Here is a 23866-nt window from a genome sequence, read left to right as displayed (position 1 = left end):
ATGTTGAAAAGGAGGATTAGCTGGTGGTGAAAAAAGAGAGCGATATCGAGCCGCTGATTGTGGTTAAAGATAAGTAGTTCACACCCGCCATAAAAAAGCCCCCGCAGAGTATCCTGCGGGGGCTTTTCGTTACAGTTCTTCCTCTTCCAGCCGCTCGCTGATCTTCAGATCGATGATGCGGCCAATCTGGTCATGATAAACCGTAAGCAGGTTGTACTGGCTCATCTCGGAGATGATCTGCGGTGAGACGTTAAAGCTGCGGGCCAGCTCCTCCTGGTGAAAATAGCCCGGCTGACGCCGCCTCACGTGGGCGCGGCGGCGGTTGTACTGATACCACAAAATCAGTAGCCAGCCGTTGAGCGCGGCGAACAGCAAATAGATCAACACCGTATTAAAGGACGCGATAATCACGCCCCAGCGGTGGTCGCTCTCATCGGTTAGCTGCATCCAGAGCCTGGCATACAGGAAAAACAGAAATCCTCCCCACGCCACCAGCGTTAACGCGGCATCGAAAAGACGTGGCAATAGCCGATGCTCGGTCAAAATTAAGGTATTTTCGTTCATTGAATGCTTCCTTTTCCCCGGTCCGGACTGATCCAGCGCGCGCGGGCGCGCTGGCGTTTAAGCATGACTTTTGGAAATGCGACGAGGGTGGTGAACAGGCCAATCATCCAGTACACCATCGGGAACCAGATCACCCAGAAAAGCGAGCTGGCCACTCTTCGTTCATAGCGTCGCTCGATGAACAAGCTGACCAGGAACTGCAGCAGACACATCACGCCCAGCAGCAGCCCGGTAAACTCCGGTGGAAAAAGGCTCTCCACGGTCAGCCTGGCGGGAACAGGCGCAACCTGGCTGAGGAGGAACAGCAGCACCGTCATCGCGTACGCGAAGGCCCACAGCGTTGACAGCGCGTACTCCATAAACAGGGGCCACATGCGGTGATGCTCCCAGCGCACAATCCTGCGCAGGTTGACCAGAAACACCTCCGCGCCGCCCTGGGCCCAGCGCAGACGCTGTTTCCACAGGCCCTTCAGCGTCTCCGGCATCAGGATCCAGCACAGCGCCCGCGGCTCAAAAAAGATATCCCAGTGGCGCAGCTGGAGCTTCCAGCTGATGTCGATGTCTTCGGTGATCATGTCCGGGCTCCAGTACCCGACGTCCGCCAGCGCCTGTCGGCGAAAGGCGGCGATGACGCCGGAGACGGTAAAGACCCGGCCATAAATCCGCTGCGTCCGCTTGATGAGCCCAATGATGGAGGAGAACTCGCCCACCTGAATGCGGCCAATCAGCGTGGAGCGCGTGCGAATGCGCGGGTTCCCGGTGACCGCCCCAACGTGGGGGTACTGAATCAGCGGGGCCACCAGATAAGCGGCGGTATCGCGATCGAGCAGGGCGTCGCCGTCAATGCAGACCAGCAGATCGCCCCGGGCCGCAGCCGCCCCGGCTTTGAGCGCCAGCGCTTTCCCCTGGTTCTCCGCGAGGTTAATCACCCGCAGGCGCGGCTGTTCCTGCGCCAGCGCCTGCAATACCTCCGCCGTGTTGTCAGACGAGCCGTCGTTGATGGCGATAACTTCTATATTTTCATACCGCTGATCCAGCGCGGCGCTGATGGTCTCCCGGGCATTTCGTCCCTCGTTGAAGCAGGGGATAAGAATGGAGATGAGCGGCTCACCGGCGAGCGTCGGGGCGGGCGTGTCTTTATCCCACGACCAGTGGCGTTCAAGCTGATACCAGAAATAGAGGCCGCCGGTTATCCAGAGCACCGACATGAACAGCGGCCAGAAGAACACAAAATCCAGAATCAGTTCGCCGGTAAAGAGGGCGGCCACGCCCAACGGCAACCCGAATACCAGACATAAAATAGAGAATGCGATAATGCGATCAGTCATTGTCAGGGTACCAGTACGAAGAAAATTCAGGCCTGATGCGCGAGATATCAGGTTGGTTGTTGAGGAAGTCGTCGGGGTAGTAACCGTAGTTTTTGACGCCGTTCAGCTGGAGCACGCGCATCCACTGCGCAAGCTGGCTATCGGCAACGGCGCGCTGCGGTTTCTGGTCCCAGTCCCTGGCCTGCAGCTCGAAAATGGTTTTATCGAGCGCGCCGGGGCGCGTGGCGACCGCGTTAACCAGACGCGTCAGCCAGGCATCGCTCTCGTCTGCCGGGACGGACTCCATCAGCGGCATGGCCATTGGCACCGTCCAGTCATACTCCGCCAGAAAATCATCAAGATTCTGCGCAAACCACGCTTCGCTTTCGGGCTGCAGAATGGGTAAGGCGAACATGTTGCGCGCGGTTTTTATCTGCGGGCCACGGATATGCTTCACCGCCAGGCTCAGGGCGTGGGTAAACCCGATAAGCGTCTGGCTCTTCTGGCGAGTCGTGTCCTGTCCGGCATCGTCCACGTCCGTCAGCACCGCGTCGTCATGGAACAAAATCCCATTGAAGCTGGCATAGCGGGCCAGATCTTCATAGATGTCCGTCACCTGCTGGCGCACCTGCGGGTCCCACGGGGAGAGCCGGATATAGGGCTCGGTGGCTTCGCGCAGCTGGCCGGTTTGACGATCCCGGCGCTGCACGCGCGGCAGGGAAGGATCGAGATCGAACGAGAGCACCGGCATCCACGCGAAGACTTTTACCCCCGCGCGGGTTTGTAGCTGCCAGGCAACAAAATTAAAGAGATCGGCACGGACCGGCAGCCGACGGTTGGGGAAATAGAGCGCCTTGATCCTGCCGTCGCCCTGCGGGTCGGCAAACGCCTGCAGGAAAACATGGCTGATTTTCATGTCATAGACCCGCTGGATCAGCCTGTTGATGTTTTGGGTCTGCTGGGCCGGATCGGGATCGTAAACGTAGTCGAGATCGACGTGCATGACGCGCACGGGATCGCGTTCCTGAACCTGGCTTACCGTACTGGCAAACGCCTTGAGCGAGGGATTTCCGGCGATCAGCAGACGGGGGATGTTGCCCAGATCCTGCACATTCCCCAGCCCGTCCTCAAGGGTAAAGGCCAGCTGATAACCCTGCTGTCTGGCGATAGCGAGCGACGTACCGTTGGCGGCACCGTAGGGCCAGACCCAGGTGCGCGGCGCTTTGCCCGTCACCTGCGTGATTTTTTCAGTCACTTTGCGAACGTCATCGCCGATCCGCTGGCTGAACTGCTGGTCGGTTTCATAGCGGCCCGTGGCTTTGTCATAAAAGCGGTTGGCAATCGCCGGTTCCCGACTGCCCTGCGGGTTGGCCGGAATGCCGTAATGCGAGGCCCAGGTATGCGATCCAATCTCAATCAGCGGGGACTGGCTGAGCTCGCGCACCATTTCCCACGTCGCGAAGCGATCGCGGGGCGTCATCAGGCCGCCGAAGTTAACTTTTTGATTTGCCGGCGTATCCACCCAACTGCCCACCGGCGCCCACAGCGCAGGAACGTTCCACGCCTGAAGCAGCGGCCAGACGCGGGTGTAAAAGCTGCTGTAGCCGTCGTCAAAGCTGAGCAGAACGGCTTTTGGCGGCAGCGTTTTTTTTCCGTCATGGGCATCGAGAATGTCCTGCACGCTGACGGCGTGATAGCCGTTGTGCAGAAGCCAGCTTATCTGCTCGTTTAACGCGCTGGTGCGAACGGAGAGGTAGCGCTGATCGGCGGCATCGTCTTCGACGTCGTGGTAGGCCAGGACCAGAAACTGGTTCTCCGGCCAGGGTTTACTCGCCTCCAGCTGCGGCCGCGCTTTGGGCGCAATGAACGAGATCGCCTGCGCGCAGACGCTCGCGCTGAGGCAGAGCCAGCCGAGGAGTATCAGGCTCACGGAATAACGTGTGTTCAGCATATTCATCCTTAAAAGCGTAAAGTCGCGTCAAACGTGACGGAGAGGTTGCTCTCGCGTTTGCCGTCGTAAGGGCGTTTATCCCAGTTCAGCATCACGCCGGTATCAATAACGTTGTTCCACTGAACGCGTTGTCCGTAACCCAGCAGGGCGATGGCGCCAGCGGACTGATTTTTCTGCCAGTAGCTGCCGCCTCCCGCCACGAACTGCTGGCTCCAGAGGGTGTCGTAATGGCGGACCATTTCATGGTCAACGGCCAGGGCAGCCGTCACGGACAGATCCCGCGCCGGGTTGTAGTAGAGAGTGTCCCGCAGGCTGTTTTTACTGGCGGCGATCCCCGGTTCGAGATCCAGCGTCAGGGACGGGGTCTGCCAGAGACGCTCCTTGCCCGTGAGGGTGTATTCCTGGCGGCGGTTACGATCGGAGAAGCGGCTGAGGGCGGCGCTGAACTGGTACTCACGCCGCTCGTTTTGATACCAGCGCACTCCGCCTTCACCCCGGTTGGCGCTAATTCCGTTGCGTAAGGCCCGAAGGGGCGTGGTGCGCGACAGGCGCTCAAGGCTGCCGCTAACCTGCCAGCTATCGGTCACAAAATACGTTGTTGACAGGCGAGCGCCCGGCTTGTTTGCCCCGTGATAGCGGTTGCTGGAGAGTTCGGCTTCGAGCTGCAGGTCGCGTGGCCGCCATTCGACGCCGCCCAAAAGGTGACGGCTGGTGCCTTTGCCCTCATCGAAATTACTCTGCGCGTAGCGGGTGCCTGCAAACAGCCGCCAGCTGTCCGCTACGGGTGGGCCATAGAGCGTGGCGTCCCAGCTCAGGTCGTGCGTTTCGCTGACGGGGCTATCGGAGTGCAAACCCTTGCTTGCGTTGAGGCGCAGTTCGGACATGTGGTGGACCGTTCTGAGCCTGTCGAGACGCCTGGCGCTGCGGTCGGCGGGCGCGCGAGCCAGCACGTCGTCGGCCAGTAAATCCATCTGTCGCCACTCCTGCAGATCCATCGCGGCGTAGGCCTGCTGCTGCTCAAGTTCCAGATTCGATGGCTCCAGCGCCTCCGCCGTTTTCAGCTTTTGCTCGGCCTCGCGCGGCAGGCCCCGAGCCTGAAGCAGGGTGGCGTAGTCAATCTGTAACCCCTGATTGCCCGGCGCCGTCGTCGCCAGACGGTGCGCCAGCATTTCGGCTTCCGGCAGGGCGTTCGTCGCCAGCAAATAGTTAAAGCGGAGCGACTGCCCGCTAAGCCACCTGTCGTTCGGCTGAGGGGTAGGGGAGCCGAAATCGTAACGGATCCAGGGGACGTCGCGGGTCTGGCGCTCAACGTACTGGCGGGCGGACTGATACTGTCCCGTATCCAGCCAGGCGTAGAAAAGCGCGTGCTCCTCGTCCTGCGGGTCGGATGCGTATTGCGGATACCGTTTCAGAAGCGCGAAGGCGGCGGCCGCGTTTTGCTCCTGCAGATACGCGGAGATGACCCAGCCGATTGCCCAGCCCGGCACCGGATGCTGGGCTGCCGTAAGATCCTGATATTCGCTAATCACCTGTGGGTAATCAGCATGGGCGTACAGCGCGCCAAGCCTGTCGATACGCGCAAGGACGACGTCTTCCGCCGCCTGCGGCTCGTTTTGCCAGCGAGCAAGCAGGGCGTCGTAACGATTCAGCGCAGATTGCGCAAGCTGTAGGCGCTCCTTTTCCGTTCTGCCAGGTACATCGGCAAGGCGAACCCGTTCGGCGGCGGCATTACGCTCAAGACGACGACGCTCCGCGGGAGACAGCGTCACGCTTTGTGAAAGCTGGAGCGCGGGGGTATTCACCCGGTTATCCGTAAGCGCGTCGATCAGCTCGCTGAGGAGCGCTTTATTCTCCGGTGCGATATTCAGCGCGCGCGTGTCTGCCAGCAGCCGATCCCAGCTTTTTCCCTGACGTAACCAGACATACGAGAGCGTCTGAAGATGCGCCTGAGAGGGATTTTCCGCCACCAGCTGTCGGGCTTCCTGCAGGGCAAGCGTATCCATGCGGGCATCGGCCAGGGTTTTGATATAGCCGATACGATAATCATCGTTATCCGGCGCAAGGCTACGCGCCTCTTTCCAGAGCGCAAGGGCCGGCTGCCACGCCTTTTGATTTCGCCTGGACTGCGCGACGGCAGCAACGCCGCGGGCGGGCAGCGGCATATAAATGCCGTAACGCTGCCAGACCTGAATAACCTCGTCATCATGACCCGCCCAGGCTGCAACCTGTAACCAGTCCGCAACTTGTTCAGGCGTCAGGGCATGCTGCTGCTGATAACGCTGAAGATAATCGAGAAACGGCGTGTAATTACCGTTACGCGCCTGTTGAATCTGTTGCTCATAAACGGATTCAGTCGCCTGAGCCAGAACAGGAAAGAGGAATAACAGAAACAATAATGTTGGGGCGCGATAAAAGAATAACGTATTGAAGCGAAGTGAACTTTCCATATCTATTTGCCATTTGTTTATCATGAATCCATTGCATAACACGGCCGCCTTTAAACCCAGGGTTAAAGGCCATAAATGAGAACATTAAATCTGAATGCAGTGATGTTACGGGGTACTTACCTAAAGGTAATTATGGATCCTTATCTTAGTGGACTGGGTGAAAGCTAATGTACACCTGATATGTTGCCGGATAAATATGTTGAAAAGCGGGCGTGTCGTTTTGAGATAATTCTGGATTGAGCGCTTTGTGGCGTTTTTATTGAATTGATGGTTTATTTGTAAGTTGTTGAAATTAAATTGTTTTATTTTTATCGTGACAGCTTTGTATATATTTTTAATGCGGTTTGTCTGTGTCAATTAAAGTACTTTCTGGTGCATGTTTGGGAAGTTTCATGACAAAAATTCTTAATGTTTAGAGAAGTGACTTTTCTGCGATTGTTTTTTATTTATAATTAACGGCAGCCATTGAATGATAGTCTACAGGAAGTCTTACTCATCAATGTCTGTATTGAGGGATGTCCAAAGCCAGAATACATTTATCGTTAATATAACAGCGCTATAAAACGAAGGCGGCCTTCTTTCCGAGGGATCGTTCTTGCTTTAATCTAAAAGGGATGGTTAGTGGCAACTTCAATAGTGTTAGTGACTCAGGATCGCTACCTTGTCAGGGGGATGCGGATATTTTTTCCGGATATTATCCTGCTCGACTCGATTGACAGAAACATATTTGATAACGGTGCAGATGAATATTCTGTATTGATTGATAGTCGTTCTCCGCTCCGTTTATATGATTACCTGATACGCCATCCGGCCAGAACGAAAAAAACAATCTGCTGCGTTATGCTTGATATGCGACACCGCGAGGAGAATCTGCTCAGTATGAAGTTATTTATGAACACGTCGCTCACCGCGCCGGATATGGCGTCGTTATTTAACCTGGTGCTCAATATGAAGGGCAGACGCCTGACCACGAAGTGGCTGCTTAACTTACGGCTTAGCACGCACGAAGCGATCATGCTGCGGCTGCTGAGGGCAGGGATGCCGATGGAAGCCATTGCCGATGAGCTGAATACGTCGGTGAAAAGCCTCTATCGCAAACGAACGGCCCTCTCGGAACGCCTGGGGGCGGAGAACTTCAACGAGGCGTGTTTGTTTATCTTTAAAAACAAACTGCTGGACGCAGGTGGGAACGATCCCTAGTGAGGGGAGAAACCAAAAGCAAATTCAATCTTTCTGCGCCCCAGGCGGGGCACAGAAAGGTTTTGCAGATCACTCAACGCTGAGTGCAGTTTCCGTTGGGATAAAGCTGTTGATTATGCGGACGTAATGCTTGCGCTGCGCTTCGGTAAATTCGTTATAAGACGCCAGCGTAAACACCAGCAGTTTGCGCGACTCGGGGTTCAGCTTCGGGTGATGTGGCAGCGTTACGATGGAAGAGACCTGCCGGACCCAGGCGCCATCCTCCAGAAATTTATTGGCGGTTTGCAGCACCTGCAGTTTGGCTGGGCCAATTTCATGGCGCAGGTTTTTTCCTTCCACCTCAAATCCCGGCACATAAAGCTTCATTTTCTCCCACTGCTTCTCACAGAAATCGTCCACCGTTTGATCTTTTTCCAGCGTGGTGCGGTTTATCAGTATGTTGTACTGATTATTGTCCTCATCCATATAGCGCAGAATATTAATGGACTGATCTTCCTGAGGCGTAAGCGTCATGAAAGTACCTTCATTAATAGGATAAGTCATGGGGGTTTTATTCATGTAAGTCCTTTTCATCCTTAATGTTTTATCGGGATAAGGGAATGATCTCAACGCGGCGGTTTTGCGCCCGCCCTTCTTTGGTGTCGTTATTGGCGACCGGCCGGGTGTCACCAGCGCCTTCGGTAATGAACTGTTCGGCGGGAAGTCCCGTATACGCCACCAGCCAGTCTTTAATGACCTGCGCGCGCTCGGCAGAGAGCGCCATGTTCGTTGCGGCAGAGCCGGTACTGTCGGAATGGCCAATTATGAGGAATATTTTTTCTGGCGAGCGGCGAATTGCCGGCACGATCGTGAGCAGGGTTTTTTCGCTGTCGGGCATGAGATTGCTGCTACCGTTCGCAAAAAGCGGCACGGTATCCGCCAGAGGGAAGATCGATGCGTTGTCGTCTGCGGCAACATTTTCCCGCAACGGAGAAAATTGCCTTATCTGTTCGCGAATTTCGCCGATGTTATGCCGGGCATAGTAGTAAACGCCGCTGGCCAGACAGGCTAACAGTAATAGCAGCGTGATAATGGCGGGCAGTGGCGATCGACGCCGCGGCGCTGGCTTAACGAGAGGGACTGGCGCAGGCCATGCGGCCTCGGGTTCCGGTAGCGGCGGTAATGGCAACGGAGGTAAGGGCGGCATGGCAATCGTGGCGGAAAGCGCAGGCAGGATACCGTATCTTTCTCCCAGCCACTGCGACCAGGCACCGTGACGGGTAAACCCCTGACCATAGTCGGCAAGGATGACGCCTGCGAGATCGAGCGGGGTGTTTTTAAACAAGGTTTGCATGACGTTCATCAACCGGCTTTCGGCAAGCCAGGCAATAAAGGTACTGCCGAGCGCATATCTCTGAATGGCGTAAAGATTCTGTCCGTCATCGCGGGCATTAAGCTTGTCCACCAGATCGTGGAAACACGATTCCAGCGTCAACTGACCGTGCGGCGTCAGAGAGCGGGTCCAGATCGCCCGGTCGGGATCGTGCGAATGGCGTTGCTGGCTCAGACGGGTATAAAAAGCCGGTATGCAGGGCAACTGCCTGTTAAGCCGTATGGAGGTGAAGGCGTATTGCCAGGACATCAGCTGTTCTGTCAGCAGAGCGCTGTTCTCCATACCATCGACGAGCACGGGAAACAGGGCCACTGTCGCCATGGGCGGGTGCGTCTCTTCTGCATGCGTGAGCCGGCTGGCGAGCGTAGTCGAATGTTCGGCTACCATCCAGACGATGTGTCCGTTATCACTGGTTGATAAATTAGCATGGTGAAACCATTTTCGGGCGAAGGGGCCGGTAATCAACACCATCAGCCGGGGAGAGGTTGCTGGTGTATCTTCGTCGCCTTTTTCCGGTTCAGGGTCCGCTTCCGCGCGCATCAGCCAGGTACGGGGGGCGCAGGTGGCGCGCAGCGACGTCAGCGCGTCGGTTTGCCCTTCGACCTGTTCCAGCAGCGTAAGCAGCTTTCTGGCATAGCGGAAAATCAGCTTGCTGTCGGAACGAAGCAGAGCGGCAAGCAGTGATGTAATATCGTCATTCGCCTGGCTTTGGGTGTAGCCATAAAAGTAATGCATTAACGAGTAACGCTCCCAGGAGAGCGCATTATCTTTCTGGGTTATCATCAGGCGCTTATCGAAATAACCGCATAACAGCTGGCACAGCGCTTCGCTCTCTTCGGCAGCCTGGTTCTCCTCCTGCAAGGCTTTATTAAACTGCTCGATGAGCGAAATGAGTCTGAGCTGAAAATCCGCCGCTGAAGGTATGATGCCGTCGAAGGAAATCAGGGTATCAATGCCGATCAGTCGGCAGAAAAAATGTTCACTTTTCACCATGTTTTCTCCGTAACGGTGCCCCAGCCAGAGGTTATTGACCACGGACATATCCGCACGACAGCAGGCTGCGCGGCGGTGGCGGTTTTAAATTCGAGCGAGAGTGTGAGGTTGTCATCCGGGGATGCGGTATGCAGCGCTTGCAGTTCCCGGCCATCAAGCGTGCGTTTATAGAGCAGCATGTTTTGCGGGTTATAAACGCCAAGGTGCAGCTTTTCCGCGTCTCCATCGTCAGCGCGCCAGACGGCGGGCTCCAGCGTGAGGTTTTTTTTGTACCAGACGTACTGGCGGGCAAGCCATTGCGCGTGGTCATCGGGCGGCGTTGGGAAAAAATTGATCTTCTCCGCGCTCATTACCTCCGGCAGCACGGTGCCCTTTTGCAGGCAAATTCCAGTCTGATACTCAAACGCTCGCAGAGGACGCGCGGATCCCGTGGTGTAAGGCGACAGACTTGCGGCGTCCTCTGTTTCCAGCCCCAGTAGGGTTCGGACGCGTTTTTTCGAGATATTGTCTCTTTCCCACCAGGCTTTATCCACTACGCCTTGCGCTTTGGCCTCGTTTGAGTGATCGCCCCAGACTTTGCTGTGCTCTTTACGCTGATAGAAATGCCAGAGCAGCGGCTTGTGCGGATGATAAATGTCATAGCCGTAGGTGAAGGCGCGTACCGCCATGGCGATCTCTTCGCCGGCGAAAAAAATCTGCGGATCGTTAGGTACAGTGCTGACGAAATCGCCGTGCGTAAAGATAAAACCGCCCGCGAGATAGCTTCCCCGCACCGGCTCGGTTGCCGTAAAAGGCGTGGAGGTAAGCATGGGAATACCCTGCGGATTAAATTCGCGAAATATCAGGCGGCTGACATAGTGCTTTTTGCTGGCCTCTTCATCTTCGCCTGGGCGATAAGGCGGGGGATAGGAGGAGAGTATGGGCCGCGCGCTTTTCTGCTGTAACTGGCGCAGCATGGCGATCATTTCGTCATCCCAGCCGGGAATAAAACGGCAGTGGGAATCGATTTGCAGGAAATAGACTTCCTGTTCAAACAGCGTTTCCGCCATGCTGCGTGCCCAGCATGCACCCTGGCTGGCGTAAAAATGGACGCTGATAAAATCAATCCTGGCCTGGCGGTAGCGGAAGGCAACGACTTCATGCCCCGCAACGATCCGGCTACCTTCCGGGATCATGCCGCTTTGTTCAAACAGCGACAGGTTTTCGTCGTCCTGCCAGCATACGGCGAGATGCAGATTCTCCGGATGAGCGGCTTGCTGCAGCATGTTCTTTAGCGTTGGAATGAGTTCCGGGTCGCGGTAGCTTGCGATACTGATAAAAATTGTTGCTGGGGTATCCATTTTTCCCAATCCATTCAAAAGCTGATTACGGAATATCAAAAACGACTTCCGCTTTGGCGTTAAAGGTTCCACCTGCGGGGGCGGTTTTACCGCTGGCGAACAGCGTGGCGTTCCAGGCGAATTCGGCGGGCCCCTGGCTGGTAATACTGGTTTTTTGTTCTGATGTGCTGCCGTCCAGCTTCATCGCCTTGCCTGCGCCATCGGTGATTTTTATGCCCAGCCGATCCAGATTGCCGCCTGCATCTTTTACGCGGATATACGAACCATCTGAGGAGGGGGTATCGGCGATCATCGAGGCGGTAGTGGAATAGGTGCCGTAGTCGCTTTTGCAGGTAATGGTGAAATCCAGATTGCGGCTCACGCCGCTACTGAGCAATGACGGGGTCACTTCGTTGAAATCAATCGTTTTGGCGCTGTCGACATCGCAGGTGGGAGTGCTGATGATTTTGATATCGCCAATCGCGAGCTTCATGACATACGAGGCCGGATCGGCCGTCATCAGGTAGTTATAGGCAATATCCCCGGCGGGCAGAACGGTATCGCCGTTCGGATCGCTCAGGCGCAAATTGTTCGCCGTTTTAAAAAACTGGATGCGGTAAAAAGAGGCGGCCACATAATCAAATGTGGTTTCTTGATTCCCACTGGAAATGGTCAACTGACTGGTGGAGGGAAAGTTGCCGAATGCAGTGCCATTGCTCCACAGCAGCTTAATGCCGATGCCCGGTATAGTGGTCGGATAGATGCGGGTTGACGAGTCCTGTCCCGTCAGGTTGATCACTCGCTTCCCGTACTCGGTGCCGGCAACGCAGTGGTCATAGCCAATATTCTGGCCTGCCTGATTGCTGTCGAACTGGGCGATCGGGTTTGAGGTGTCTATGGGGGCATTCGCGTTGATACGAATAACCTGCGAAGGAATGGAAACCGCGGTCGGCGCGCCGCGCGCCAGCGTACAAACGGCGGAAGCGGCGGGCGTCAAAGCAAGTGCACAAAGTGTAATGGCGATCCTTAACATGTTTTATTCCTTCTCGTGATTCAGCATGGCGACTATCTCAGGGGGATACATTTTCAAGAGGTCGGCAAAGCTTTTGCCGATGCTCTCTTCCGCATACTTCAGCACCTGAACAAGCGGGCTGCTGGGTTCGGTCATTGCAAACCAGCTGCGGATTTCCTGTAAGCGGTGCAGCGCATCGGCGCGGCTTTCGATACTGCGGCGCGCCTCCGCGACGGCAGGTGGCGCGATGGGGGGAAGATCCGCCACTGCGGGGAGCCCACTGTCGGGACGCTCCTCGATCTCCTGAGCCTGTGGCGTTTCGTCCTCCACGATGGACGGCGAAACGAGCGGGGCAGGGGCCAGACCGCTGAAATCGTTAGCGAAAAAGACCAGCAGATTACCGAGTACGGCAAATTCAGGCGCATCGTGCCCGAGCGTGTCGGCAAGCATGCTTTTTATCTCCAGCATGAAGCCGTACGCCTGGGTAAGCGGGAAGAGCCTGTCACGGGCATTAAGTTGCCACTCATGAATAATGGCGGCCATGGCTGTATCCGACAGCGCCCCCTCTTCCCGCGGAACCTGATGCGCTTTTTCAAACTCTTTAATGGTGATTTGCAACCCGGAGGCTTTCGGTAGCGGTTGATTGCGCAGGTCGGCAAGCAGGCCGTTAGCATCCTCCAGCTCGGCGAAGGCGTTAGCGCGCAGCATCGGGGCGAACTCTCCCTCATCAAGAAGCTGCGGATGCAGGTCGTCCGGCCAGGCGCACAGTAAGGCATGAAGCGCTTCCAGACCTTCCGCCAGGGCGGGGAGTCCGACTTTACGTAGCCGACAACGCATCAGGATGATAATCAGCCGGACGTCTTTGCTTTTCTGCAGTAGGGTCTGACATTCGCGTTCGGTTTCGGCCCAGTTAATGGGCTCCGCCGCTTCAACAAAGTCGCCGTATTCCACGCCCAGTTTGGGCTGGAGCCGGGACTGCAGCATGATGAACGCGGGGTCGTAATCGAGCGTCTCGCCGCAGGCGTCGCTGCCCGCGATGGGGGACATCAGGGGCTGGTAATAATCAGAACAGGTCAGATGGTATGTTTGATTCATCGTACGTATCTTTTTACTGTGGGTATAAGTGCTAACTAGCGGTGATACATTTCCGGCTCGAAGCTCATGCCGTAAACCGGATCATCACAAGAATGACGCTCCAGCCAGCTTGCGTAACCAAGCTGGTGGGAGCCATCAAGCCGGGCCTGCGGCACCTGATCGGCTGCCAGTACCAGTTGCACATCCCAGGCATATTCAAAACCGATAAAGCTGCGCACCAGTTCACGCAGCACCGACATATCGCTGCCCCACGGGCTAAAAAGCATGTACTGGGGAAGGGTCAACGGCCCCATGAGCAGCTTGAATTTATGCTGTCTGTCCAGCACGGTGTTGCCGAGGATCGCCCCGTCTCCCAGTAGCCCGGCGCAATGGCTGTCGCCGAGCGCGGTTTGATCGTTACGCTCCAGGTAGATCCATTGCAGCTCAAACTCTTCCATGCGAACCGGAACGCCAAAGTAGTAATGCATCGCCCCCAGCAAGCCGTCCGGGTTACGGGCTTCGCGAATAAGGTGGGCGGAAGAGGCCAGCCGGGTGTGAATAGGTAGCGAATCGGGAGAGAGCTCTGCCGGATCGAGGCCGATCAGGCTGCCGACGTAAAACGAAAACCGTTCGTCGTCCTGCCTGTCCAGCGAGGCGGTGTCCTGCGATAAAAACCACGCGCGATAAAACAGGCTAAGCGCGCGGTGGTGAAAAATATCAACAAAATCAATCAGTGTAGGGTCGTGCTGCTCGTAGCGGGAGTAAGCCAGTTCGGAAAGATGAAGCGGCATGGCGCCTTGCGCGCCCCAGATACCCAAACCAAAAAGCTGCAGCTTGATTTTGTCATCCTGCTGGCTAATGGCGGCGATTTCACGCGGCGCAAAAGTCATACTGGCCACTTGCCCTAGCCGAAAACGCTCCTGTGAGGGCAGCAGGGCTTTGCCGGGGGGCGCTAACTCAGGAGTGCGGGCGGCAATTGCGCGCATCGTGCTGATAAAACCCGCTTCCCAGGGCTGGCTGTCATCAAACCAGGCGTCGACGGATTTCATAATGCGCCTCGTTTGCCGGGACGCGCTTTCCAGCGCGCGATTAAGCCGCGCTGCATGGAGTGCAGCTCGGTTTCGGTAAAGATATTGATTGCCGCGTGCCGCGCCAGGTAGTTTTCCATTACCAGGCCAAAGAGGTACGGACTGATGCCGGAGAAGCCCTCTTCATCTACGGTTAAACTGCAGCGCACGCCGCGTCCGTAAACCAACAATCCCTCCTCTGACAGGCGACGCACCACGGGCTCGGTATTACACCCGACCAGGCTGTCAATTTGCGTCAGGGTTTCCGTATCGGCGGAGTTGGTGAACAGGCGCAGCATATTACGCAGCGATTCGCCGCCCCGGGCGTGTTCCATCTCGAAGAGAGGAAGATAGTTAAAGCTAAGCTGACGGATAAGCCGCCACGCCGCCTCACCGACGGCGAACGGCGAACGCGGGGCGCTTGGCGAGCTGACGAAGCGGGCGCCGTGAATCGGAACGGAGTCCGACATGGTCAGCTCAAGGCTGCCGGTACTGGTCAGCAAGCGGGGCAGGTCGCGGTTGGTTACCATGGCGTCAACCAGCAGGTAGCGAATATGTTCGCTATAGGGCGCTTCCTGTTGATCGACCAGCGAAATAAAAATCTCCGTGCCGCTGTAGGGCGTGCGGGTGTCATATTTACGGTGGCTCGCCTCTTTCACCCTGACTTCTCGTCTGATAGAGAAATAACGGCCAAAATTACCGGTGTCGCTGTGTCGGGTCTGATAGAGCGGATTAAAAGTTAGCTCTTCGCTGGTTTCCGCCTGCAGGCCGAAGACTTTATCGACGGAAAAGACTTCATAGTCCATAGGACGGCTGCGATCCGGCACAATGTGGAAATTATTCAGCGCGCGGTTAACTTCAATTCGGTCCACGCGTTTGGGAAAGAGGTTAATCACCGCAGTGCAGTGAAGTAAAAAGCGCGAGGCGTCCAGATGCGGCACCAAATCCTGCGGCAATGTGTTGAGCAGTATAATAATTTCTACTTCATTGGTATTGTTCCCTTCCAGCGCGGCGGCCAGCTGGGCGATCGAGAAAAAATAAAATCGCTCGCGGCAGGCGATATATTCCTGAATCAGTGTGTGCCCGTGGAACATATTCCATTGCAAGGGCAGCAGGCTCTGATCTGGTGCCAGGCCTTCAAACTTTAACGCATCTTTGACGATAACGTGATGCTGGTTTTTTTTACCGTCCCCGCTACGTACCACCACCGCGACATGCCTGCTGTGAAGCAATTCAAAGGTATGTGATACCACGCGTTCATCACCCTGAATATAAATGGGTAACTCATCCAGTCCGTTCAAATCTGAAAATACTAAATCACCCTGTAAACGCAGCTTAATGCGCAGCGCGCCCTTTAGCTGCTGGTGGTTGAGGCGATGGATTTCCAGGTTGGGAATATCAGGAGGAACAGAGGTTAACCGTACCTCTGCAATATCCACCGGCCACAGCGTGACGTCCTGATTATTTCTGAATTCGCAACGCGTCATTACTCCAGGCAATAACCGACTGTAAAACGTGCTTTTTTTGGGAATGACATAGCCTTGCGTTAAATCGCCTTCTTTTAGATTTGGCTGTAGCTGAACGACCCCCATCGACGGCATCGGTGAATTGTAATTTGGATAGATGATATCCAGTAGTCGTTGGGTGAATTTTGGAAATTCTGCATCGAGTTTCATCTGCGTTCGCGCAGATAAAAAGCAGAATGACTCAATCAGACGCTCTACGTAAGGATCGGCAGTTTCTATGCCCTGCATCCCCAGTCGCCCGGCGATTTTCGGATGCCGCTCTGCAAATTCACGCGCCATTTCCCTGACAAACGTCAGTTCCTGGTTATAGTAATCTAGAAAGTTGTGTTCCACATTGGATCCCGTCAATTTCGCGACTTTCTTTAATATCGCCCGGATTCTAGAATTAAACGGGTTCTTCACGATCACACTTTTTATCGTCTATGGCGAAATTAGGAATCCCGTTTGAGCGATTTTCTTAAATCCTGCCTGCTATTCTGATTAAAGGTTTTTCTTATTGCTAAGTATGTTTAGTATTAATCCGAAGTAGCCAGTTATGCCTCTGTGAATACTCCAGCGCAGGCAGGAAAAATCTGTTCCACTACAGGAGTAGTGGCCAAAAACGACGTCAAATTAAAATGGGATGAGTTTTGTTGTGGCGATTACCAGAAAAAACCTATTCGGAAAACTTAATGTAAGCCTGTTTAAAAGCGTGGAGAGTGCCACTACGCTGTGTAAATTACGCGGTAATCCTTACGTTGAATTGATTCACTGGTTAAATCAGATTTATCAGCAGCAGGATAGCGATATCCGACAAATTGTACGGCATTTTGAACTTGATGCGGAAATACTCGAGCGTGATTTTGCGCAGGCATTAACGCGCCTGCCTGCGGGCGCCAGTTCTATTTCGGATTTTTCATATCATATTGAACTGGCAATTGAGCGGGCATGGATATTTGCCAGCCTGGAGTGTGAGAACACGCGTATTCGTAGCGGCCATTTGCTGATGGCGCTGCTGACCACCATGGAATTACGCCGCGCGCTTTTCGGTATTTCGTCCGTATTCGAAAAAATTCCGCTGGAACAGTTAAGTAAAGATCTTGGCTACATTATTCGCGACTCTGCAGAAGAGAGCGAAGCGGGCGGCGCAATGGTTTCCGCCGAAGCGGGCGTACCGGGCGAAGCCAGCAACGCGATGGGCAGCACGCAGAGCGGCGGACTGGCGCAATATTCGACCGATCTGACCGCGCTGGCGCGGGAAGGCAAAATTGATCCGGTGCTGGGACGGGATAAAGAGATCAACACCATGATCGATATTCTGTTGCGTCGTCGACAGAATAATCCGCTGCTCACCGGGGAGGCGGGGGTAGGGAAAACGGCCGTCGTGGAAGGTCTGGCGCTCGCGTTAGCCGGAGAAGTACCGCCCGCGCTGCAAAACGTTCGCCTGCTGACGCTGGATGTCACCGCGCTTTCAGCCGGGGCCAGCATGAAGGGCGAATTTGAAGCGCGTTTAAAAGCGGTACTGGAAGATGCCGCCAAATCGGTCGAACCGGTAATTTTATTTATTGATGAGGTGCATACGCTGGTCGGTGCGGGTGGCAATGTCGGCACCGGGGACGCCGCTAACATGATGAAACCGATGCTGGCCCGCGGGCAGCTGCGCACCATCGGCGCGACAACCTGGAGCGAGTTTAAGCGCCACATCGAAAAAGATCCGGCGCTGACGCGACGCTTCCAGGTGCTGCAGGTAGACGAACCGTCGGAGGACCTGGCTATCGCCATGCTGCGCGGCCTGCTGCCGGTACTGGAAAAACACCACGGCGTCTGGGTAATGGATGAGGCGATTCGCGCCGCCGTGCGTTTATCTCATCGCTATATTCCGGCCCGGCAGTTGCCCGATAAAGCGATCAGCCTGCTGGATACGGCATGCGCCAGGGTCGCCGTTGCGCAGCATGCGCCGCCGACTGAGCTACAGCTGCTGAAATTCCATCAGCAGTCGGCGCAGGCTGAACTGTCCATGCTGGAAAAAGCCATCGGTTTTGGCAAAGAGGACGACAAACGGCTTCAGCCGATTCAGCGCGCTATCGACGACCATGCAGAAGAAGCGTCGGTGCTGGAGCGGCGCTGGGTGCAGGAGTGTGAACTGGTGGCGACGATTATCGATACCCGTCAGCAGCTGCTTGCCGCCACGGTGGAAGATCCGCAGATGCCGGAGGCGGAAAAAATCAGTTTCCTGCAGTCTCGTTTGAATGAACTGGAAGCGACGCTGAGCGAGATCCGCGGTGAAAACGCGCTGGTGCAGACGGAAGTGAACGCCAGCATAGTAGCGGCGATTGTGGCTGACTGGACGGGCATCCCGGTGGGACAGGTGCTGAAAGACGACGTCAGTGCCGTCATGGAGCTGCCGCAACGTCTGGCGGAAAAAGTCATTGGCCAGACCTATGCGCTAACCTGCCTGAGTCAGAGTATCCAGACCGCGCGCGCCGGGCTTGCCGATCCGCAAAAACCCTTTGGCGTGTTCATGCTGGTTGGCCCTTCCGGGGTCGGGAAAACTGAAACCGCGCTGGCGATTGCCGACCAGCTTTATGGCGGCAAGCAGAATCTGATCACCATTAATATGAGTGAATATCAGGAAGCACATACGGTTTCCTCGCTGAAAGGGTCGCCGCCGGGTTACGTAGGCTATGGCGAAGGCGGCGTATTAACCGAAGCGGTTCGCCGCAAACCTTATAGCGTCATTTTGCTGGATGAAGTGGAAAAAGCGCACTCCGATGTCCATGAACTGTTTTTCCAGGTATTTGATAAAGGGTCGATGGAAGACGGTGAAGGTCGGCAGATTGATTTTCGCAATACCGTTATTTTGCTGACCAGCAATGCCGGTAGCGACATTATTAGCAGCACCTGCGCCGATCCGCAGACCATGCCTGATGAAGAAGGCTTGCTGAAATTACTCCAGCCCGCGTTGCTTAAGGTATTTCCGGCTGCGTTTTTAGGCCGCGTCACCGTTATACCTTACTTACCGCTGGCGACGGATTCACTGCAGCATATTGTCAGAATTCATTTGAACCGTATCGCTGAGCGTGCGAAAGCGCAGTATGACATAGCGCTTACCTTTAGCGATGAACTGGTTCAGCACGTTGTTGAACAATGTCCGGTAGCGGAAACCGGCGCCAGAATGCTGATTCGTTTTATTGAGAAAAATATTTTACCAAAGATTGGCAGTGCACTTTTAAACCAGGCTGATAAATCGGCGAAAAATAAAATAATAGCTATGCAGTGCATTTTATCTGAAGAAAAGGAAATTGATATTGTGATGCAAGTGGAGGGCAAGCTAAAAATTTAATCTACAGGAAGTATGTAATAACCAAAAAGCGATCTTAGGGTCGACAAGTTTTAATTTGAATAACGCTAATATAGGGAATTTGTTATGTCTACTTTCAAAATGACATTATGCGCGCTGGCGATGGCGACAGTATCAACTTCTGCGCTGGCCGCCACGCAGGGTACCGTAACGTTTAACGGTGAACTGATTACCAGCACCTGCGAAATTGCCGCTGATTCTGTTGATCGCCAGGTACAACTGCCGACAGTTGCGATTCAGACTCTGGCCAAGGCCGGTGACACTGCGGGTTCTAAAGGTTTTGACCTGAACGTTGAAAAGTGTCCTACCGGTATTACTCAGGTAGCCGCGCACTTTGAAGCTATCGGCAGCACTGGCGTTGATAGCGCAACTGGCAACCTGACCAACCAGTTTACTGATGCGAGTACCCCTACGGCGGGAAACGTACAGGTTCGTCTGTATAACTCTGACGAGCAGCAGCTGAAGCTGGGTGAAACTGGCGCGCCTGCTACCGTGACCGACGGTAAAGCGACCATGCGTTACTACGGCGGTTACTACGCGACGGGTGCGACCACTGTAGGTAAGGTTTACGCGCAGACAGCTTATACCATCGCGTATCCGTAAGTCTTTCCGCCAGGATTGAATCCGGGGCGAGAAATCGCCCCTGTTAAGCCATTTTATCAGATAGACCGTATTACCTGCGGGACAGTACTATGAAATATCAACGTGCACTATTATTAAATGCTTTTCTCTTTTTCGCGCTGGCAACCCACGTTGCTTTTGCCGGGATGACCATATCCGGTACGCGGGTGATTTTTCCCGGTTCTGAAAAAGAGCAGACGGTGAGAACCAATAATAAAAATGATACACCGACACTGGTTCAGGTCTGGGTTGATGATGGCAATAAAAATACTGACATTAATAATATTAAGGTGCCATTTACCGCTACGCCGCCCGTTTATCGTGTAGAGCCTGGCAAAGGACAGAGTGTACGTCTTATTTATAATGGTATGCCATTGCCGCAGGATCGGGAGTCGGTGTTCTGGTTTAATATGCTGGAAATACCGCCAATGAATGAAAAGGTACAAGACACCGATCGTCTGGAACTGGCATTCAGAACCCGTATTAAAATATTTTATCGCCCGACCGCGTTAAAGAGTAGCAGTGCCAATGAATTCGAAAAACTGCGTTGGGAAATCATTAGCCCGATCCGAGGTATTAAAGTGAATAACCCAACGCCTTATTATTTTTCATTTGATTCGGCGATCGCCTATTCAGGGAGCACACAATATCCTCTGGTAGTGGATATGATCCCGCCGTTTGGTAATAAAGAATTTGTACTGGCGGGTAAAAATAAAGTGCCAGCAACGATCGGTAGCGTTGAGGTCCGCCTGATTAACGATTATGGCGGCGTTGTTAAATATCAGTTGACTCATTCAACGGGTAACACCCTGTCAATAAAGAAATAATAAGACGCTGAACCGCCTGGCGGGGGAGACAAGGACGTGGATCCGAAAGAGATAAAAAAACATGCACGCCGCGCAATCCGTGAATCAAAAATCGCGGCGGCGATACGCCATATCCTTATCGCTTCTTTTGGTGCCAGCGTTTCCGTGTTGGCACAGGCCAGCACCGGCGATCTGGCAACCAGCGGTAAAAATGACGTTGTGAAATTTAACAGCTCGTTCATTCACGGCCTTAGCGTTGATGTCTCTCGTTTTTACGAGGGCAACCCGGCGCCGGCGGGGGAGTATGCGGTGCAGGTCGCCGTCAATGGTCTGAGCCGGGGGCAGCGTAAGGTGCTGTTTAAGCCTGTTAAAGGCAATGTTAGCGCCCAGCCATGCTTCACGTATGACGAACTGAGTCATCTGGGAATTAAGGTGACGGCAAAACCTGAGACGTCAGAAAGCGGGCAATGCGCCAGGGTGGACGAGTGGGTGGAAGGCGCGAGCGCGAATTATTTGCCCGGCGATTTTTATCTCAATCTGGTTATTCCGCAGGCTTTCATGGTGCAGTTTCCGCGTGGTTATACCGATCCTGCGTCGTGGGATCCTGGCGTGCTGGCGGGGGTACTGGACTATAACGCCAACGCCTATGCTCAGCAGAGCGTCAATCAGTCCGGCGGGGGAAACGATCGATCCGCCAGCGGCAACCTGGGATTGATGATGGGACTGAACGTGTATGACTGGCGATTTCGTAAGCGGCTGAATACCAACTGGAGCAGTACGGGATCAACGCATACCCACTCCCTCATGACGTATCTGCAGCGCGACGTTCCGGTGCTCAGAAGTCAGCTGACGCTGGGCGATAGCTCGACCAGCGGGGATCTGTTCGACAGCATGACGGTGAGGGGGATTCAGCTACAGTCTGACGACCGTATGCTGCCGGAAGGCTTACGTTACTACACGCCGATGGTACGCGGTATCGCTGAAACTAACGCCAAAGTACAGGTGACGCAGCGGGGGCAGACACTATACGAGACAACCGTGCCGCCAGGACCGTTTGAACTGAGCGACATTGGCGCAATGGGATATGGCGGTGACTTGCAGGTGACGGTGACGGAGGCGGATGGCCGCCAGCGGACGCAGGTGGTGCCCTTTTCCGCGCCGCCGATGCTGCTGCACGCCGGCGTAAGCCGTTTTGGCGTGACGGTCGGTAAGTTGCAGGACGATGCACTCGCCGAAGAACCCGGTGTGGCCCAGGGCTTTTACCAGTATGGCATTGGCAATATGTATACCCTGTACGGCGGCGGCCAGCTGGCCGATCACTACGCCGCGGTAGGGCTGGGAAACGCGTTTAATACCCCGTTGGGGGGCGTATCGCTGGATGCGACCCGCGCGCGAAGTGAACTTGGCGGTGGCAAGGTCTCCTCCGGCAACAGTTTTAATATTGGTTTTAGTAAGTTCCTGGATACCACGTCGACAGACGTCACGCTGGCAGCTTATCGATACTCATCAACGGGGTTTTACAGCCTCCGCGATGCGGCGCTTGAGCGCTATGGCGCCAGAAACAATGATTACATGGTGGATTACCGTACCCGACAGCGCTTTACCGTGAGCATCGGTCAGCCGTTATGGAACGGCAGCAGGATAAATTTTTCCGGTAATTTTTATAACTACTGGGACGATCGACCATCGACCAGCCAGTACATGGTCTCGTATAGCAAATCCGAGCGCTATTTCTCGTGGTCGGTGTCGGCTTCCCGGTCGTATAACAGCGACGGCCGAAACGTGAATAACGTGATGCTGTCCGTCAGCGTGCCGCTGGGACGCAGCATCACAGAAAAACCATTGTTCAACACGGTCTACTCCACCGCCACGCATGACAATAACGGCGGCAGCGGATTCCAGATGAATGCCATCGGCAGCCAGGGCGTACAGAATGAACTGAGCTACGGCGTGGGCACCTCGCTTAATAAAGCGCAGGATACGTCAACGCAGGCGGCGTTCAATGGCAACGTAAATTACAACGCGCCGGTAGGACAGCTTGGCGCGACCGCGTCGGTGGGGAATAAGACGCGTCAGCTCTCACTGTCGGCAAACGGCAGCGTGGTGGCGCATCGCGGCGGCGTTACGCTGGGGCCGCGACTGGGCGATGCGCCGTTTGCGTTGATTGACGCGCCGGGCGCGGAAGGGGCAAGGATGCTGAACGGCTATGGTTCACGCATCGACTCCCGCGGCTTTGCGATTGTGCCGTCGCTCACGCCCTATCGTGAAAACGCCATTGCGGTGAATACCGTGGGACTGCCTGATAACGTGGATGTGCTGGAAAGTGAAAGCACGGTTATTCCGCGAATGGGCGCCGCGGTAAAAGTGAATATCAAAACGAAGGTGGGAGCGCCTGCGGTATTAATTGTCCGGGATCGAAAGGGACAGCCTTTGCCTATCGGTGCCGATATTTTCGATCAGCTGGATAATAGTCTGGGCATTATTGGCCAGGGTGGTATGGCGTTTATTCGTGGCTGGCAGGCTGAGAGCAGTAATTTATACGTGAAAAACGCATCTGGCGATCGTCTGTGCACGATTTACTCCAATAGTGATATCGCTAAAAAAATAAGTAAATCGGCCGGTTCTGTTACGCAGGTGGAGGTGGTATGTCATTAATCAAAAAAACACTCTTCCTGGCTCTGCTGGGGATCCCGACAGCCTGCGCCTATGCAGTTAATTACTCAATGGATGTATATTTTACCGGGACCTATACCGACGAAACCTGCGTCGTAGAGATTAATAATGGCAGCAATAATGAAGTCGTCACCTTGCCTAAAATTTCGGTTATTTCGCTGCAGACCAATGGCAGCGAAGCGGGCAGCGTACCATTTAATATCACCCTGAAAGAGTGCCCGGCCAGCAGGACCGTTGCGGTGTTTTTCAATAGCAGCATCTCCGGCACGGATACCGCGACGGGAAACCTTATTAACGATACGGGACCTGATATGAGCAAAAATGTTCAGATCAGATTACGTAAAGAAGACAGTTCGCAGGTCATTATCGATGATGCGACCTCAGGCCAGGACTATATTATTTCTGCCACGGCAGGCCCATTAAGTCATAGGTTTTTAGCGAGCTATTATGCGAAGGGTGACTCAGCTGCTACTGCCGGCAAAGTCCAGACGGTAGCGGGAGTCGAGCTTGTTTATAAATAACAGGGAGTGGAATCAGCGAATTATCTGAACGTTAACTATCAGACCAGTCATGATTTATACATAAACGGTGATT

At 54.7% G+C, this 23866-nt stretch carries 17 protein-coding genes; 6 read left to right on the top strand and 11 right to left on the bottom strand.

Going from position 1 to position 23866, the window contains the following annotated elements:
- Positions 1 to 129: 129 nt before the first annotated feature.
- Genes pgaD through pgaA form a run of 4 tightly spaced genes read right to left on the bottom strand, consistent with a single transcriptional unit; the run spans position 130 to position 6269 of the window.
- On the bottom strand, positions 130 to 564 hold the full coding sequence (gene pgaD, locus AC2TE5_RS19155) for a poly-beta-1,6-N-acetyl-D-glucosamine biosynthesis protein PgaD (RefSeq protein ID WP_213330322.1): 435 nt from the start codon (positions 562 to 564) through the stop codon (positions 130 to 132).
- Positions 561 to 1892, bottom strand: coding sequence for a poly-beta-1,6-N-acetyl-D-glucosamine synthase (pgaC, locus tag AC2TE5_RS19150; protein ID WP_063930487.1), 1332 nt, complete (start codon positions 1890 to 1892; stop codon positions 561 to 563). The genes pgaD and pgaC overlap by 4 nt, the downstream gene beginning before the upstream one ends.
- The gene (pgaB, locus tag AC2TE5_RS19145) at positions 1885 to 3822 is read right to left on the bottom strand and encodes a poly-beta-1,6-N-acetyl-D-glucosamine N-deacetylase PgaB (protein WP_484612205.1); all 1938 of its coding nucleotides are present in this window, start codon (positions 3820 to 3822) and stop codon (positions 1885 to 1887) included. Before pgaB ends, pgaC begins: the two co-directional genes overlap by 8 nt.
- 8 nt (positions 3823 to 3830) lie before the next feature.
- Positions 3831 to 6269, bottom strand: a complete 2439-nt coding sequence (gene pgaA / locus AC2TE5_RS19140) for a poly-beta-1,6 N-acetyl-D-glucosamine export porin PgaA (protein WP_484612204.1) — start codon at positions 6267 to 6269, stop codon at positions 3831 to 3833.
- Positions 6270 to 6941: 672 nt separating this feature from the next.
- Here pgaA and AC2TE5_RS19135 point away from each other — a divergent pair.
- On the top strand, positions 6942 to 7469 hold the full coding sequence (locus AC2TE5_RS19135) for a helix-turn-helix domain-containing protein (RefSeq protein ID WP_045403948.1): 528 nt from the start codon (positions 6942 to 6944) through the stop codon (positions 7467 to 7469).
- Positions 7470 to 7538: 69 nt separating this feature from the next.
- Here AC2TE5_RS19135 and AC2TE5_RS19130 read toward each other — a convergent pair whose 3' ends face one another.
- The 7 genes from AC2TE5_RS19130 to tssF are packed head-to-tail and all read right to left on the bottom strand — an operon-like array spanning position 7539 to position 16165.
- A complete protein-coding gene (locus AC2TE5_RS19130; RefSeq protein WP_121424653.1) occupies positions 7539 to 8027 on the bottom strand; it encodes a DcrB-related protein in 489 nt (162 codons plus the stop codon).
- A 25-nt stretch (positions 8028 to 8052) separates the two neighbouring features.
- Positions 8053 to 9834: an OmpA family protein gene (locus AC2TE5_RS19125; protein WP_484612203.1), complete on the bottom strand. Its 1782-nt coding sequence runs from the start codon at positions 9832 to 9834 to the stop codon at positions 8053 to 8055.
- Complete coding sequence (locus AC2TE5_RS19120) at positions 9828 to 11174, bottom strand: GlcNAc-transferase family protein (protein ID WP_484612202.1); 1347 nt, start codon at positions 11172 to 11174, stop codon at positions 9828 to 9830. Before AC2TE5_RS19120 ends, AC2TE5_RS19125 begins: the two co-directional genes overlap by 7 nt.
- A gap of 25 nt (positions 11175 to 11199) precedes the next feature.
- Positions 11200 to 12186 (bottom strand): fimbrial protein, encoded by a 987-nt coding sequence (locus AC2TE5_RS19115; protein ID WP_193940453.1) that lies wholly within the window; start codon positions 12184 to 12186, stop codon positions 11200 to 11202.
- 3 nt (positions 12187 to 12189) lie between these two features.
- The gene (locus AC2TE5_RS19110) at positions 12190 to 13260 is read right to left on the bottom strand and encodes a type VI secretion system protein TssA (RefSeq protein WP_484612201.1); all 1071 of its coding nucleotides are present in this window, start codon (positions 13258 to 13260) and stop codon (positions 12190 to 12192) included.
- Positions 13261 to 13295: 35 nt separating this feature from the next.
- The gene (gene tssG / locus AC2TE5_RS19105; protein ID WP_484612200.1) at positions 13296 to 14288 is read right to left on the bottom strand and encodes a type VI secretion system baseplate subunit TssG; all 993 of its coding nucleotides are present in this window, start codon (positions 14286 to 14288) and stop codon (positions 13296 to 13298) included.
- Positions 14285 to 16165 carry a type VI secretion system baseplate subunit TssF gene (tssF, locus tag AC2TE5_RS19100; protein WP_484613365.1) on the bottom strand — a complete coding sequence of 627 codons (1881 nt, stop codon included), beginning with the start codon at positions 16163 to 16165 and terminating at the stop codon, positions 14285 to 14287. The genes tssG and tssF overlap by 4 nt, the downstream gene beginning before the upstream one ends.
- A 301-nt stretch (positions 16166 to 16466) precedes the next feature.
- Between tssF and tssH the strand changes: the two genes are divergently transcribed.
- The 5 genes from tssH to AC2TE5_RS19075 all read left to right on the top strand — a co-directional run bounded on the left by tssH (position 16467) and on the right by AC2TE5_RS19075 (position 23793).
- Positions 16467 to 19154 (top strand): type VI secretion system ATPase TssH, encoded by a 2688-nt coding sequence (gene tssH / locus AC2TE5_RS19095; RefSeq protein WP_484612199.1) that lies wholly within the window; start codon positions 16467 to 16469, stop codon positions 19152 to 19154.
- An 84-nt stretch (positions 19155 to 19238) separates the two neighbouring features.
- The gene (locus AC2TE5_RS19090) at positions 19239 to 19775 is read left to right on the top strand and encodes a fimbrial protein (protein ID WP_252033630.1); all 537 of its coding nucleotides are present in this window, start codon (positions 19239 to 19241) and stop codon (positions 19773 to 19775) included.
- A gap of 89 nt (positions 19776 to 19864) precedes the next feature.
- Positions 19865 to 20620 (top strand): fimbrial biogenesis chaperone, encoded by a 756-nt coding sequence (locus AC2TE5_RS19085; protein ID WP_484612198.1) that lies wholly within the window; start codon positions 19865 to 19867, stop codon positions 20618 to 20620.
- A 36-nt stretch (positions 20621 to 20656) separates the two neighbouring features.
- A complete protein-coding gene (locus tag AC2TE5_RS19080) occupies positions 20657 to 23254 on the top strand; it encodes a fimbria/pilus outer membrane usher protein (protein ID WP_484612197.1) in 2598 nt (865 codons plus the stop codon).
- The gene (locus AC2TE5_RS19075) at positions 23245 to 23793 is read left to right on the top strand and encodes a fimbrial protein (RefSeq protein ID WP_484612196.1); all 549 of its coding nucleotides are present in this window, start codon (positions 23245 to 23247) and stop codon (positions 23791 to 23793) included. Before AC2TE5_RS19080 ends, AC2TE5_RS19075 begins: the two co-directional genes overlap by 10 nt.
- The last annotated feature ends 73 nt before the right edge of the window (positions 23794 to 23866 follow it).

The organism is Enterobacter sp. N5-15 (assembly GCF_057221635.1).
Note: the sequence above shows the minus strand (reverse complement) of the source record. Positions and strands in the feature narration are given on the sequence as shown.